1 protein-coding gene (running past one end of the window) is annotated in these 15,348 nt (G+C 65.2%); it reads left to right on the top strand.

What is annotated here, in order from left to right:
* The first annotated feature begins 48 nt into the window (after nt 1-48).
* On the top strand, nt 49-15,348 hold the start of the coding sequence (locus NUH87_RS01600; RefSeq protein WP_338524413.1) for a non-ribosomal peptide synthase/polyketide synthase. The gene runs 15,663 nt beyond the window's last position; the window shows 15,300 of its 30,963 coding nt (coding positions 1-15,300); it begins with the start codon at nt 49-51; its stop codon lies beyond the right edge, outside the window.

Consider the following 15,348-nt stretch of genomic DNA (forward strand, 5'->3'; position numbering starts at 1 on the left):
CCTTTGGGGTGTCAATCCTTTCCGAAATGATAAATAGCAGGTTATTCGATGCACTTCAGCGAATTGATGGCAGTTCTTTCCACGCACGCGATCCGTCTTCAACAGGAAGAAGACGATCTGGTGATTCTCGGTGACGACGAGGGCCTTGACAGCGCCGTACTCGACAGTCTGGGCGTGCACAAGGCGGAACTGCTCAAGCTGGTGGCTCGAAACGGCGGTGACTGGCTGAGCCCGGCCTTCCGCATTACCGCGGACATGCTGCCGCTGGCCAACCTCAGCCAGGCCGCGATCGACCGCATCGTCGACGCGGTGCCCGGTGGCGCCGGCAATGTCCAGGATATCTACCCGCTGGCGCCCCTGCAGGAAGGGATTCTCTACCATCACCTGGCCGCCGGGCAGGGCGACCCCTATGTGTTGCGGGCGCTGTTCGGTGCCGATAGCCGCGAGCGCCTCGACGATTTCGCCCAGGCCCTGCAAGCGGTGATCGAGCGCCACGATATCCTGCGCACCGCCATGGTCTGGGAAGGCCTCGACGAACCGGTGCAGGTGGTATTGCGCGAAGCCACGCTGGCGGTGGATGAGCTGGAACTGGCGGCCGCCGACGGTGATATAGAAACCCAGCTGCGCGAACGCTACGATTCCCGGCATTACCGCCTCGACCTGCGCCAGGCGCCGCTGATGCGCCTGGTCTGCGCCGAGGACCGGGCCAATGCGCGTTGGGTGGCGATCCTGTTGTTCCATCACATCGCCATCGACCATGCCGCGCTGGAGCTGGTGCAGTACGAGATGCAGGCCTACCTGCTCGGCGAAGGCCATGCCTTGCCCGAGGCAGTGCCGTATCGCAACTATGTGGCGCAGGTCCGGCTCGGTGCCGGGGCCGATGCCCATGAGGGGTTCTTCCGCGACATGCTGGCGGACGTCGATGAACCGACGCTGCCGTTTGGCGTGGTCGAAACCCCGGGCAGCGATCCGCTGATCGAAGAGGTCCGTGTGCCGGTCGACACCGCGTTGAGCCTGCGCCTGCGGGCCCAGGCCCGGCAGCTGGGGGTCAGCGCCGCGAGCCTGCACCACCTGGCCTGGGCGCGGGTGGTGGGCGCCGTTTCGGGCAAGTCGGACGTGGTCTTCGGCACCGTGCTGATGGGCCGGATGCAGGGCGGCGAGGGCGCCGACCGCGCCCTGGGCATGTTTATCAACACCTTGCCGTTGCGGGTGAAACTCGAGGGGCACGGGGTCCGTGAAGGGGTCAAGACCACCCACGCGCGCCTGACCGCCTTGCTCGGCCACGAGCACGCCTCCCTGGCCCTGGCCCAGCGTTGCAGCGGCGTGGCCGCGCCGGCGCCCTTGTTCAGTTCGCTGCTCAACTACCGCCACAGCAGCCCCGAGTCGGTGGCTTCGGCCGAGACCGTGAAGGCCTGGTCCGGTTTGCACAGCCTTGGTGGTGAAGAACAAAGCACCTACCCGATCACCCTGTCGGTGGACGACCTGGGCGAAGCGTTCAGCCTGGCGGTCCAGGCCCTGGTGGAGATCGGTGCAGAGCGCGTCGGCGACTATATGCTGGCCGCCCTCGGCGCCCTGATCGAGGCCCTGGAACAGCAGCCACAAACACCCTTGCAGCACCTGGAAATCCTTCCACCGGCTGAGCGCCGGCAAGTGCTGCACGGCTTCAATGCCACGACACGCGACTATCCGCGACACAGCAGCCTGCAGGCACTGTTCGAACAACAAGTGGTGGCGCGGCCCGACGCAGTGGCCGCCGTCCAGGATGGCCGGAGCCTGACCTATCGGCAACTCAACAGCCGGGCCAATGGCCTGGCCCGACACCTGATCGGCCTCGGCGTACAGCCGGGCGAGCGGGTGGCGCTGTTGCTGGAGCGCTCCTTCGACCTGCTGGCCGGCCAACTGGCGATTATCAAATGCGGCGCGGCCTATGTGCCGCTGGATATCAATGCGCCGGCGGAACGCCAGGCATTCATGCTGCACGACAGCGCGGCGCGTCAGGTATTGACCCTGAGCGACAGCGTGGTGCCCGAGGGGATCCAGCGAGTCGATCTGGACACCCTGGAGCTGGACGCCGACGTACCGAATCCGGCACTGGCCGCGTCCGCCGAGTCGGTGGCCTATATCATGTACACCTCCGGCTCCACCGGTACGCCCAAAGGGGTACTGGTGCCGCACCGGGCCGTCAGCCGCCTGGTGATCAACAACGGTTATGCCGATTTCAATGCCGGCGACCGCGTGGCTTTCGCCTCCAACCCGGCCTTCGACGCCAGCACCCTGGATGTCTGGGCGCCACTGCTCAATGGCGGTTGCGTGGTTGTGGTGGAGCAGTCGGTATTGCTGTCCCTGGACGAGTTCCGTGCGCTGCTGCTGGCGCAGTCGGTCAGCGTGCTGTGGATGACCGCCGGGCTGTTCCATCAATATGCCGACGGCCTGATGGAGGCTTTCGCCCAACTGCGCTACCTGATCGTCGGCGGCGATGTGCTCGACCCGGCGGTGATTGCCCGGGTGCTGGAAGAGGGGGCTCCGGAGCATCTGCTCAACGGCTACGGCCCGACCGAAGCCACCACCTTTTCCACGACCTACGAGATTACCTCGGTCGGCAATGGCGGTATTCCCATTGGCCGGCCAATCGGCAACAGCCAGGTCTATGTGCTCGATGCCTTGCGCCAACCGGTGGCGGTGGGCGTGGCCGGTGAGCTGTATATCGGCGGGCAGGGTGTGGCCAAGGGTTACTTGAACCGCCCGGAACTGAACGCCACGCAATTCGTCGCCGACCCGTTCAGCGACGAGGCGGGAGCCCTGTTGTATCGCACCGGCGACCTCGCTCGCTGGACCGCGGACGGGGTTGTCGAGTACCTCGGGCGTAACGACGACCAGGTGAAGGTTCGTGGTTTCCGTATCGAACTGGGCGAGATCGAAGCGCGCCTGGCCGCTTGTGCGGGCGTGCGCGAGGCGGTGGTGCTGGCCCGTCAGGACGAACCCGGACACAAGCGTCTGGTGGCCTACCTGGTTGGCGAGGACGAGAGCGACTTGTCGGTACCGGATCTGCGCCGCGAACTGGCGGCCTCCCTGGCCGAATACATGGTGCCCAGTGCCTTCGTCGTCCTCGAATCGTTCCCGTTGACGGCCAACGGTAAGCTCGATCGCCGCGCCTTGCCGGCACCCGACGCCGACGCTTATGCCAGTCGTGAGTTCCAGGCCCCCGAGGGCGAGCTGGAAATCACCCTGGCGCGGCTGTGGTCCGAGTTGCTGAAAGTCGAGCGGGTTGGGCGTCACGATCACTTCTTCGAACTGGGCGGGCACTCGCTGCTGGCCGTGAGCCTGATCGAGCGCATGCGTCAGTTGGGCCTGAGTGCCGACGTGCGCGTGCTGTTCAGCCAGCCGACCCTGGCCGCGCTGGCCGCTGCCGTCGGTAGCGGTCGTGAAGTCCGCGTGCCGGCCAACCTGATTGTCGACGGTTGTGAGCAGATCACCCCGGACCTGCTGCCGCTGGCCAACCTGACCCAGGCACAGATCGACCTGGTGGTGGCGACGGTGCCGGGCGGTACTGCCAATGTGCAGGATATCTACCCGCTGGCGCCGTTGCAGGAGGGGATTCTCTATCACCACCTGGCGGCTCGGGACGGCGACCCCTACGTGTTGCAGAGCCAGTTCGCCTTTGACGACCGCGAGCGCCTGGAGTCCTTTGTCCAGGCCTTGCAGATAGTGATCGACCGCCACGACATTTTGCGTACCAGCGTGGTCTGGGAAGGTCTGGATTCGCCGGTGCAGGTGGTCTGGCGCCAGGCGCGCCTACACCTTGATGCGCTTGAACTCGACCCGGCCGCCGGCGATATCGGTGCGCAACTGCACAGCCGTTTCGACCCGCGTCACTACCGCCTGGACGTGAGCGAGGCGCCGCTGATGCGCCTGGCCTATGCCGAAGATCCGCTCAACCAGCGGATCACCGCGATGCTGTTGTTCCATCACATGGCCCTGGACCATATGGCGATGGAGGTGGTGCAGCATGAAATGCAGGCCTGGCTGCTCGGTGAGGCCGAGGCCTTGCCGACGCCGGTGCCATATCGCAACTATGTGGCCCAGGCGCGCCTGGGTGTCAGCCCGGCCGATCACGAAGCGTTTTTCCGCGACATGCTCGGTGAGGTGGAGGAGCCGACCCTGCCGTTCGGTTTGCAGGATGTGCAGGGCGATGGCAGCGATATCGAGGAAGCGGTCCAGGCGCTGGACGCGCAGTTGGACCAACGCCTGCGGGCTCAGGCCCGGCAACTGGGGGTGAGTGTTGCCAGCCTCGTGCACCTGGCCTGGGCCCAGGTGCTGGGCAAGGTTTCGGGCCGCCGCGATGTGGTGTTCGGCACCGTGTTGATGGGCCGGATGCAGGGCGGCGAGGGTGCCGATCGAGCGTTGGGGATGTTTATCAATACCTTGCCGCTGCGGGTTGCCGTGGGCGGGCAGGGCGTGCGCGCCGGGGTCAAGGCGACCCACGCGCGACTGACCGCTTTGCTGGGGCACGAACATGCGTCCCTGGCCCTGGCCCAGCGTTGCAGCGGCGTGGCCGCGCCGATGCCACTGTTCAGCGCCTTGCTCAACTACCGGCATAGCGCTGCCGGAAGTGTTTCCGAGCAGGCCGTGCAGGCCTGGCACGGTATCCATGTCCTGAGTGGTGAAGAGCGGACCAACTATCCGCTGACGCTGAACGTCGATGATCTGGGTGATGGCTTCAACCTGACTGCCCTGGTGGCATCGTCGATTGGTGCGCAGCGGGTCTGCGGTTATATGAACACGGCGCTGGAGCATTTGGTGGAGGCTCTGGAGCAGACGCCGCAAGCGTCATTGCAAGGCCTGTCGATCCTGCCGGCTGGTGAGCGCGAGCAATTGCTGGTGGGGTTCAACGCGACGGAGCTGGATTATCCGCAGGCGCAGACGATTCATGGGTTGTTCGAGGCGCAGGTGCAGCGTACGCCGGAGGCCTTGGCGGTGGTACATGGCGAGCGGCGCTTGAGCTATCGCGAGCTTAACGAGCAGGCCAACCGTTTGGCGCATGCCCTGCGTAAACAGGGTGTGCAGCTGGATTCGCGGGTGGGGATCTGCGTTGAGCGCGGGGCCGAGACGGTTGTGGGTCTGCTGGCGATTCTCAAGGCGGGTGGCGGTTATGTGCCGTTGGACCCGGCTTATCCGGCGGAACGGATTGCCTACATGCTGCAGGACAGCGCTCCGGCGGCGGTGCTGGCACAGACCGCAACCTGCGATTTGTTGGCGGGCGTGTCAGTGCCTGTGATCAATCTCGATCAAGACACTTGGCAGGACGAATCCGTCCAGAATCCAGAGGTGCCGGGCCTGACTTCGGCACATCTGGCTTATCTGATCTACACCTCGGGCTCCACCGGTCTGCCCAAGGGCGTGATGATCGAACACCGAAACACGGTGAACTTCCTGACCTGGGCTCACGCCGCTTTCGGTGGTTCGGCGTTGAACAAGACCTTGTTCTCGACATCGCTGAACTTCGACCTGGCGGTCTACGAGTGCTTCGCGCCACTGACCTGTGGCGGCAGCATCGACGTGGTGAAAAACGTCCTGGAATTGCAATACGGCGACCACGATATCGGCCTGATCAACACCGTTCCGTCAGCCCTCAAGGCCCTGCTGGAAGTCGACGGCCTTCCTGAGTCGGTGCACACGGTCAACGTGGCGGGTGAAGCCCTGAAGCGCAGCCTGGTGGAAACCCTGTTCGAGAAAACCGGCGTCCAGCGCTTGTGCAACCTCTACGGCCCGTCGGAAACCACCACCTACTCAAGCTGGGTGTCGATGGACCGCGAAGACGGCTTCGCGCCCCATATCGGCAAGCCAGTCGGCAACACCCAGTTCTACCTGCTGGACGAGCAGCAACAGCCCGTTCCGTTGGGCGTACCGGGTGAAATCTACATCGGCGGCGCCGGTGTAGCCCGAGGCTACCTGAACCGCGACGACCTGACCGCCGAACGCTTCCTCCAGGATCCGTTCGCAACCACGCCAAATGCCCGTATGTACCGCACCGGAGACCTGGGCCGCTATCTGCCAGATGGCAATATCGAATACCTGGGCCGTAACGACGACCAGGTGAAGATTCGCGGTTTCCGTATCGAACTGGGCGAGATCGATGCCCGTCTGGCCAAACACCCAGCGGTTCACGAGGCGGTGGTCACCGCTCGTGAAGACATCCCGGGCGATAAACGCCTGGTGGCTTATTACACCTTGTCTGCCGAGCACACCTCGGTGGATATCGACAGCCTGCGCCGCCATCTGCAGGAAAAATTGCCGGAGTACATGGTCCCGGCCATCTACGTAGCGTTGGACAAGCTGCCCCTGACCCCTAACGGCAAGCTCGACCGCAAGGCCCTGCCGGCACCGGACAGCGACGCATTGGTCCGTCGTGGCTACGAGGCGCCCCAGGGCGAAACCGAAATCGCCTTGGCGCAGATCTGGGCCGACTTGCTCAAGGTCGAGCAGGTCGGACGCCATGATCACTTCTTCGAACTGGGTGGCCATTCGTTGCTGGCGGTCAGCCTGATTGGCCGCATGCGCCAGGCCGGCCTGAGTGCCGATGTCCAGGTGCTGTTCGGCCAGCCGACCCTGGCCGCGCTGGCCGCCGCCGTGGGCGGGGGCCGTGAAATCAGCGTGCCGGCCAACCGGATTGCCGAGGGTTGCGAACGTATCACCCCGGATATGCTGCCGCTGGCCGATCTCGACCAGGCCGCCATCGACCGTATTGTCGCCAGCGTGCCGGGTGGTGTGGCGAACGTGCAGGATATCTACCCGCTGGCGCCGTTGCAGGAAGGCATCCTCTATCATCATCTGTCAGCCGTGGCCGGTGATCCCTATGTCCTGCACATGATGTTCACGGTGCAGGAGCGTCAGCGGCTGGACGATTTTGCCCAAGCGCTGCAACAGGTCATCGACCGTCATGACACCCTGCGCACGGCTGTGCTTTGGCAAGGCCTGGACGAACCGGTCCAGGTGGTCTGGCGCCAGGCCCGGCTGCACTGCGAAGCCGTGGAACTCGACTCGGGTGCCGGTGACGTGGCGAGCCAGCTCAAGGAACGTTTCGACAGCCGTCACTCGCGCCTGGACGTGAGCCGCGCACCGTTGATGCAACTGGTGTTTGCCCGGGATGAAGCCCAGCAGCGCTGGGTGGCGATGTTGCGCTTCCATCATATGGCCCTGGACCATACGACCCTGGAGGTCGTCCGCCATGAAATCCAGGCGTACCTGCTGGGGCAGTCCGAGCAGCTCGGCAGCCCGGTGCCGTACCGCAACTATGTGGCCCAGGCGCGCCTGGGTCTGAGCCGCGAGGAACACGAGGTGTTTTTCCGCGACATGCTGGGGGATGTCGACGAACCCACGCTACCGTTCGGCCTGCGCGAGGTGCAGGGTGAAGGCCAGCAGATCGAGGAAGCCTCGCAGGTCCTGGCGTCGACCTTGAGCCTGCGCCTGAGAACCCGTGCCCGGCAGTTGGGGGTGAGTGCCGCCAGCCTGCACCACCTGGCCTGGGCGCGGGTGATGGGGGCTCTGTCGGGCAAGTCGGACGTGGTCTTCGGCACCGTGCTGATGGGCCGGATGCAGGGCGGCGAAGGCTCCGAACGGGCGCTGGGGATGTTTATCAACACCTTGCCGCTGCGGGTTGCCGTGGGTGAGGAGGGTGTGCGCGCCGGGGTCAAGGCGACCCACGCGCGGCTGACCGCGCTGCTCGGCCATGAATATGCCTCCCTGGCTCTGGCCCAGCGTTGCAGCGGCGTGGCCGCGCCGACGCCGCTGTTCAGCGGCCTGCTCAACTACCGGCACAGTGCCTCGGACAGTGTTTCCGAACAGGCCGTGCAGGCCTGGCAAGGCATTGAGATCCTCGGCAGCGAGGAGCGCAGCAACTACCCACTGACCCTGTCGGTGGATGACCTGGGTGAAGATTTCGCCCTGAGTGTCCTGGCTCCGGAGGCGATCGGCGCGCAACGGATCTGCGACTACATGCACACGGCCCTGGTCAATCTGGCTGATGCCCTGGAGCAGGCGCCGCTGACGCCGCTGTCCGCGCTGTCGGTAGTTCCGGTCGCCGAACAGCAGCAATTGCTCGAAGGTTTCAACCGCAGTTCCGCGCCTTATCCCGTCGACCTGACCATTGCCCGGCAGTTCGAAGCCCAGGTTCTCGCGACCCCTGACGCGCTCGCGGTGGTCCACGAAGGCCAAAGCCTGAGCTATGCCGAGCTGAATCGTCAGGCCAACCAACTGGCCCATCATCTGCGCGGCCTTGGCGTACAACCTGATGACCGCGTCGCTATCAGCGCCCGGCGCAGCCTCGACATGCTGGTCGGCCTGGTGGCGATCCTCAAGTCCGGCGCCGGTTATGTGCCGATCGATCCGTCTCATCCGGCGGAACGCCTGGCCTACCTGTTGCGCGACAGCGCCCCACGGGTGCTGCTGACCCAGGCCGACCTGCGTGAACGTCTTTCAACGGCGGATGTGCCGGTACTGCTGCTCGACGCCGAATCCCGCAGCGCCGCAGGTGTCGACGCACAGCCGGACAGCAACCTGGATATCGCCGCGCTGACCCCGTCCAGCCTGGCTTATGTGATCTACACCTCGGGCTCCACCGGTGAGCCGAAGGGCGTGATGGTCGAGCACCGTCAGCTGTCCAACCTGGTGAGCTGGCACTGCCGGGCGTTCGCCCTGGAAGCGGGCAGCCAGACCTCCAGTGTCGCCGGCTTCGGCTTCGACGCGATGGCCTGGGAAGTCTGGCCGGCGCTGTGTGTCGGCGCCACCTTGCACCTGCCGCCGGCCAAGGCCGGCAGTGAAGATGTCGACGGTCTGCTGGCCTGGTGGCTGGCCCAGCCTCTGGACGTCAGTTTCCTGCCGACGCCGATTGCCGAATATGCCTTCAGCCAGTCGTTGCAGCACCCGACGTTGCGTACCCTGCTGATCGGTGGCGACCGCCTGCGGCAGTTCCCCCAGGACCAGCGTTTTGCCCTGATCAACAACTACGGCCCGACCGAAACCACGGTGGTGGCGACCTCCGGGCTGATCGACGAACACGCCGTGACGCTGCATATCGGCAAGCCGGTGGCCAATACCCGGGTCTATCTGCTCGACGAACAACTGCGTCCGGTGCCGATGGGTGTGCCCGGCGAACTCTATATCGGTGGCGCGAGCGTGGCCCGCGGTTACCTGAACCGCGCGGCACTGACCGCCGAGCGCTTCCTCAAGGACCCGTTCAGCGGCGAGCCCGAGGCGCGGATGTACAAGACCGGCGACCTGGCGCGCTGGCTGGCCGACGGCAATCTCGACTACCTGGGGCGTAACGACGACCAGGTGAAGATCCGAGGCCTGCGTATCGAGCTGGGGGAAATCGAAACCCGCCTGGCCAGCCATCCGCAGATTCAGGAGGCCGTGGTCCTGGCCCGTGAAGACCACCCCGGCGACAAGCGCCTGGTGGCCTATTACAGCTCGGCCGACACCACGCTGGAAATCGAAACCCTGCGTGCCTACCTGCAAACGCAACTGCCGGACTACATGGTGCCGTCGGCTTATGTCGCCCTGGACAGCTTCCCGCTGACCGCCAACGGCAAGATCGACCGTCGGGCACTGCCGGCGCCGGATCTGGCAGCGCTGGTCAGCCGTGACTACGAAGCGCCCCAGGGCGATATCGAAATTACCCTGGCGCGGCTCTGGGCCGATGTGCTTAAGGTTGAACGCGTCGGCCGGCATGACCATTTCTTCGAACTCGGCGGTCACTCGCTGCTGGCGGTCAACCTGATCGGGCGCATGCGCCAGGTCGGCCTGGCGGCGGATGTCCGCGTGCTGTTCGGCCAACCGACCATTGCCTCCCTGGCGGCGTCCGTGGGCGCGGTCAGCGACCTGGCGGTTCCGGCCAACGCGATTGCCGCGGACTGCCAGCGCATCACCCCGGACATGCTGCCGCTGATCAGCCTGGACCAGGCCACTATCGACCGCGTCGTGGCCACGGTGCCCGGTGGCGCGGCGAATGTGCAGGACATCTACCCGCTGGCGCCGTTGCAGGAAGGTATTCTCTACCACCACCTGAGCGCCGAGCAGGGCGACCCCTATGTGCTGCAATCGCAGTTCGCCTTTGACAGCCGCGCCCGCCTGAACGATTTCGCCCAGGCGCTGCAAGCGGTTATCGACCGGCATGACATCCTGCGTACCTCCATGCACTGGGAAAGCCTCGACGAGCCGTTGCAGGTGGTCTGGCGCCGTGCCGAGTTGAGCATCGAGGAAGTCCATCTGGATCCTCGCGTCGGCGATATCGCCGAGCAGTTGCAGGCGCTTTTCGATCCACGCCAGGTGCGCCTGGATGTCCGTCAGGCGCCGATGTTGCGCCTGGTCTTCGCCCTGGACACGGCCAACCAGCGCTGGCTGGCGACCTTGCTGTTCCACCATATGGTCCTCGACCACACCGCGTTGGACCAGGTGAAGCAGGAAATGCAGGCCTGGCTGCTGGGCCAGACCGATCAACTGGGCGTCTCCGTGCCCTATCGCAATTATGTCGCCCAGGCCCGCCTGGGGGTCAGCGAGCAGGCCCACGAGGCGTTCTTCAAGGAAATGCTCGGCGATATCGACGAGCCGACGCTGCCGTTCGGCCTGCAGGATGTGCAGGGCGACGGCCATGCCATCGAACAGGCCCACCTGGCCCTGGACGCCGGTTTGAGCCAGCGTCTGCGGGTCCAGGCCCGTCAGTTCGGGGTCAGTGCCGCGAGCCTGGTGCACCTGGCGTTTGCCCAGGTGTTGGGGCAAGTCAGCGGGCGTGACCAGGTGGTGTTCGGTACCGTGCTGTTCGGCCGGATGCAGGCCGGCGAGGGCGCCGAACGGGCCCTGGGGATGTTTATCAATACCTTGCCGCTGCGGGTTGACCTGGGTGAACGGGAAGTCCGTGACGGGGTCAAGGCGACCCATGCGCGGCTGACCGCCTTGCTCGGGCATGAACACGCCTCCCTGGCCTTGGCCCAGCGTTGCAGCGGCGTGGTCGCACCGGCACCGCTGTTCAGCGCGTTGCTCAACTACCGCCACAGCAGCACGGTGGTGACCGAGCAAGGCCAGAGCGCCTGGCAAGGCATGCAGGCTCTGGTGGGCGAAGAGCGGACCAACTACCCGTTGACCGTCAACGTCGACGATCTGGGCGACGGTTTCTACTTCACCACGCTGGTGGCCGCGAGCATTGGTGCGCAGCGTCTTTGCGGTTACTTGCAGACGGCCCTGGACGGGGTGGTCCAGGCCCTGGAACAGGCGCCACAGACGCCGTTGCATGCGCTGTCGATAGTGCCGCCGGCCGAGCGTGAGCAGTTGCTCGAAGACTGGAACCAGTCAGGCAAAGCCTATGCCGCCGATGCATTGATCCATCAGCAATTCGAAGCCCGTGCCGAAGAGCGGCCGGAGGCCGTGGCGCTGGTGTATCAGGAGCACAGCCTGAGCTACGGCGAACTCAACGCCCGGGCCAACCAGGTTGCCCATCGCCTGCTGGCCCTGGGCGTGCGCCCGGACGATCGGGTGGCGATCTGCGTCGAGCGCGGCCCGGCGATGATCATTGGCCTGCTGGGCATCCTCAAGTCCGGCGCCGGTTATGTACCGCTGGACCCGGCCTATCCCCGCGAGCGCCTGGCCTACACCCTCGGTGACAGCGCTCCGGTGGCCTTGCTCAGCCAGCACTCGGTGCAGGAAGCCTTGCCGGCGGTGCAGGTGCCGGTCATCAATCTCGACGATGCGGATCTGCAGGACGAATCCGTGCGCAATCCGCAGGTGTCGGGGCTGACGCCGTCCAGCCTGGCCTATGTGATCTACACCTCCGGTTCCACCGGCCTGCCCAAAGGGGTGATGGTCGAGCATCGCAACGTCGCGCGGCTGTTCTCGGCTACCGAGGACTGGTTCGGCTTCAATGAGCAGGATGTCTGGGCGCTGTTCCACTCGTTCGCCTTCGACTTCTCGGTCTGGGAAATCTGGGGCGCGCTGCTGCACGGCGGACGTTTGCTGATCGTGCCGCAACTGGTCAGCCGTTCGCCTGAGGATTGCTACAAGCTGCTGTGCAGCGCCGGGGTCACGGTCCTCAACCAGACCCCGAGCGCATTCCGGCAACTGATCGCGGCCCAGGGCGAAAACGGCCAGCCGCATTCCCTGCGCCAGGTGATTTTCGGCGGTGAGGCGTTGGACACTGCGATGCTCAAGCCCTGGTACGCCCGGGAACTGAATAGCGGCACGCAACTGGTGAATATGTACGGCATCACCGAAACCACGGTGCACGTGACCTATTACCCGTTGCAGGCCGAAGATGCCCAACGCCTGGGCGCCAGCCCGATCGGCAAGCGTATTCCCGACCTGCAACTCTATGTGCTCGACGACCGTCGCGAGCCGGTACCGGTGGGTGTGGTCGGCGAGCTGTATGTCGGTGGTGCCGGGGTTGCCCGGGGCTACCTGAACCGCGCCGAACTGAGCGCCGAGCGTTTCCTCGACAACCCGTTCAGCGCCGAGGCGAACGCCCGCATGTATCGCACCGGTGACCTCGGCCGCTGGCTGGCCGACGGCAGCCTGGAATACTTCGGTCGTAACGACGAGCAGGTGAAGATTCGCGGTTTCCGGATCGAACTGGGCGAAATCGAAGCGCAGCTGGCTGCTTGTGAGGGCGTGCGGGATGCGCTGGTGCTGGTGCGCGAGGACGAACCCGGCGACAAGCGCCTGGTGGCCTATGTCATAGGCGCAACGGATGTTGAGCTGGACGCCGCGCAACTGCGCGAGCAACTGCGCCAGTCCCTGGCCGAATACATGCTACCAAGCGCCTTTGTCAGCCTGGAAAGCTTCCCGCTGACCGCCAACGGCAAGCTCGATCGCAAGGCCCTGCCGGCCCCTGATCGCTCGGCGGTGGCCAGCCGTGGCTACGAGGCCCCTGAAGGTGACACCGAGATCGCCATTGCGCGGATCTGGCAGGACCTGTTGCAACTGGAGCAGGTCGGTCGTCATGACCACTTCTTCGAACTGGGCGGCCACTCGCTGCTGGCGGTGAAGCTGATCGAGCGCATGCGCCAGGTCGATCTCAGTGCCGACGTGCGGGTGCTGTTCGGCCAGCCGACCCTGTCTGCCCTGGCGGCCGCAGTGGGCGGCAAGCATGAGGTCGAAGTCCCGGCCAACCTCATCCCCGAAGGCTGTGAACGCATCACCCCGGACATGCTGCCGCTGGTGTCCCTGACCCAGGACGATATCGACCGCGTGGTTGCCGGTGTGCCCGGTGGCCTGGCCAATGTGCAGGATATCTATGCGCTGGCGCCGTTGCAGGAGGGGATTTTGTATCACCACCTGGCTGCAGCCCAGGGTGACCCGTACCTGCAATATGCGATGTTCGCCTTTGACAGTCTCGAACGTCTGCACAGCTTTGCCCAGGCCCTGCAAGGCGTGGTGGCGAGGCACGATATCCTGCGTACCTCGGTATTCTGGGAAAGCCTCGATGCTCCAGTGCAAGTGGTCTGGCGCGAAGCGACCCTGGGTCTTGAACAGCTGGAGCTGGACCCGGCGAACGGTGAAATCGTCGAACAACTGCGTGAACGCCTCGATCCACGCCATACCCGCCTGGATATCCGCCAAGCGCCGATGATGCGCATCGGTTATGCCCAGGACCCTGCGAACAACCGCTGGGTCGGCATGCTGCTGTTCCATCACCTGGTGGATGACGCCACTTCGCTGCGCATTCTCTGCGGCGAAATCGAGGCGCATATGCTCGACCGCCAGGCCGAGCTGCCGCCGTCCGTACCTTATCGCAACTACGTGGCCCAGGCCTGGCTGGGTGTCAGCCGCGAGGAACACGAAGCGTTCTTCCGCGACATGCTCGGCGATATCGAGGAACCGACGCTGCCGTTCGGCCTGCAGGATGTGCAGGGTGACGGTCATGCGATCGAGGAGGTGCGCCAACGTGTGGACGACGACCTGAGCCGGCGCCTGCGCTTGCAGGCCCGTCAGCTCGGGGTGAGTGCCGCGAGCCTCTATCACCTGGCCTGGGGGCGTGTACTGGGCGTGGTGTCGGACAAGGACGACGTGGTCTTCGGCACCGTCTTGCTCGGTCGCCTGCAAGGCGGCGCCGGGGCCGATCGGGCCCTGGGCATGTTCATCAACACCTTGCCGCTGCGGGTGGCACTGGGCGAGCAGGGCGTGCGCAGCGGTCTCAAGGCCACCCATGCCCGACTCAGCGGGCTGCTGGCCCACGAACATGCGTCGCTGGTGCTGGCACAACGCTGCAGCGGCGTGGCCGCTTCGACGCCGCTGTTCAGTTCCTTGCTCAACTATCGGCAGATCGGCGATACCAGCGTGACCGACCAGGCGCTGGCCGCCTGGGAAGGCATCCAGGCGCTGGACGGCGAAGAGCGCACCAACTACCCGCTGACCCTGTCGGTGGACGATCTGGGCGAAGGTTTCAACCTGACCGTCATGGCCGAAGGGCGGATCGGTGCCGAGCGGGTCTGCGGTTATATGCACTGCGCCCTGGAAAACCTGGTGCAGGCCCTGGAGCAGGCACCGGACACGGCGCTGGGCGCGGTCAATATCCTGCCGCCGGGCGAGCGCCAGCAATTGCTGGAAAGCTGGAACACCCCCCATGCGCTGTACGCCGATGACACCTTGATTCACCGCACTTTCGAAGCCTGGGTGGTGGCGCAACCGGAGGCTGTGGCGCTGCAATATGAAGAGCGCACGCTGACCTACGGCGAACTGAATGCCCGTGCCAACCAGGTGGCCCATCACTTGCTGGGGTTGGGTGTGCGTCCGGATGACCGGGTGGCGATCTGTGTCGAGCGTGGCCTGGAGATGATTGTCGGCCTGCTGGGTATCCTCAAGTCCGGTGCCGGTTATGTGCCGATCGATCCGGCCTATCCGGCCGAGCGTATCGCCTACCAGTTGCAGGACAGCGCCCCGGTGGCGGTGTTGGCCGATGCCGCTGGCCTGGCGCTGCTGGGCACCTTCGACGGCCCCCGGGTCGATCTGCGCAGCCCGGCGCTGCAGGCCCAGTCGAGCAGCAATCCACGGGTGAGCGGACTCAGCCCGCATCACCTGGCCTATGTCATCTATACCTCCGGCTCAACCGGCCTGCCCAAGGGTGTGATGGTCGAGCACCGCAATGTCGCGCGGCTGTTCTCGGCGACCCAGAGCTGGTTCGAATTCAATGAGCAGGATGTCTGGGCCTTGTTCCACTCGTTCGCCTTCGACTTCTCGGTCTGGGAAATCTGGGGCGCGTTGCTGCACGGCGGGCGTTTGCTGGTGGTGCCGCAGTTGGTCAGCCGCTCGCCGCAAGACTGCTACGCACTGCTGTGCAACGCCGGGGTGACGGTACTCAACCAGACC

The organism is Pseudomonas batumici (assembly GCF_036585405.1).
In the GTDB taxonomy this organism is placed as follows: Bacteria; Pseudomonadota; Gammaproteobacteria; order Pseudomonadales; family Pseudomonadaceae; genus Aquipseudomonas; species Aquipseudomonas batumici.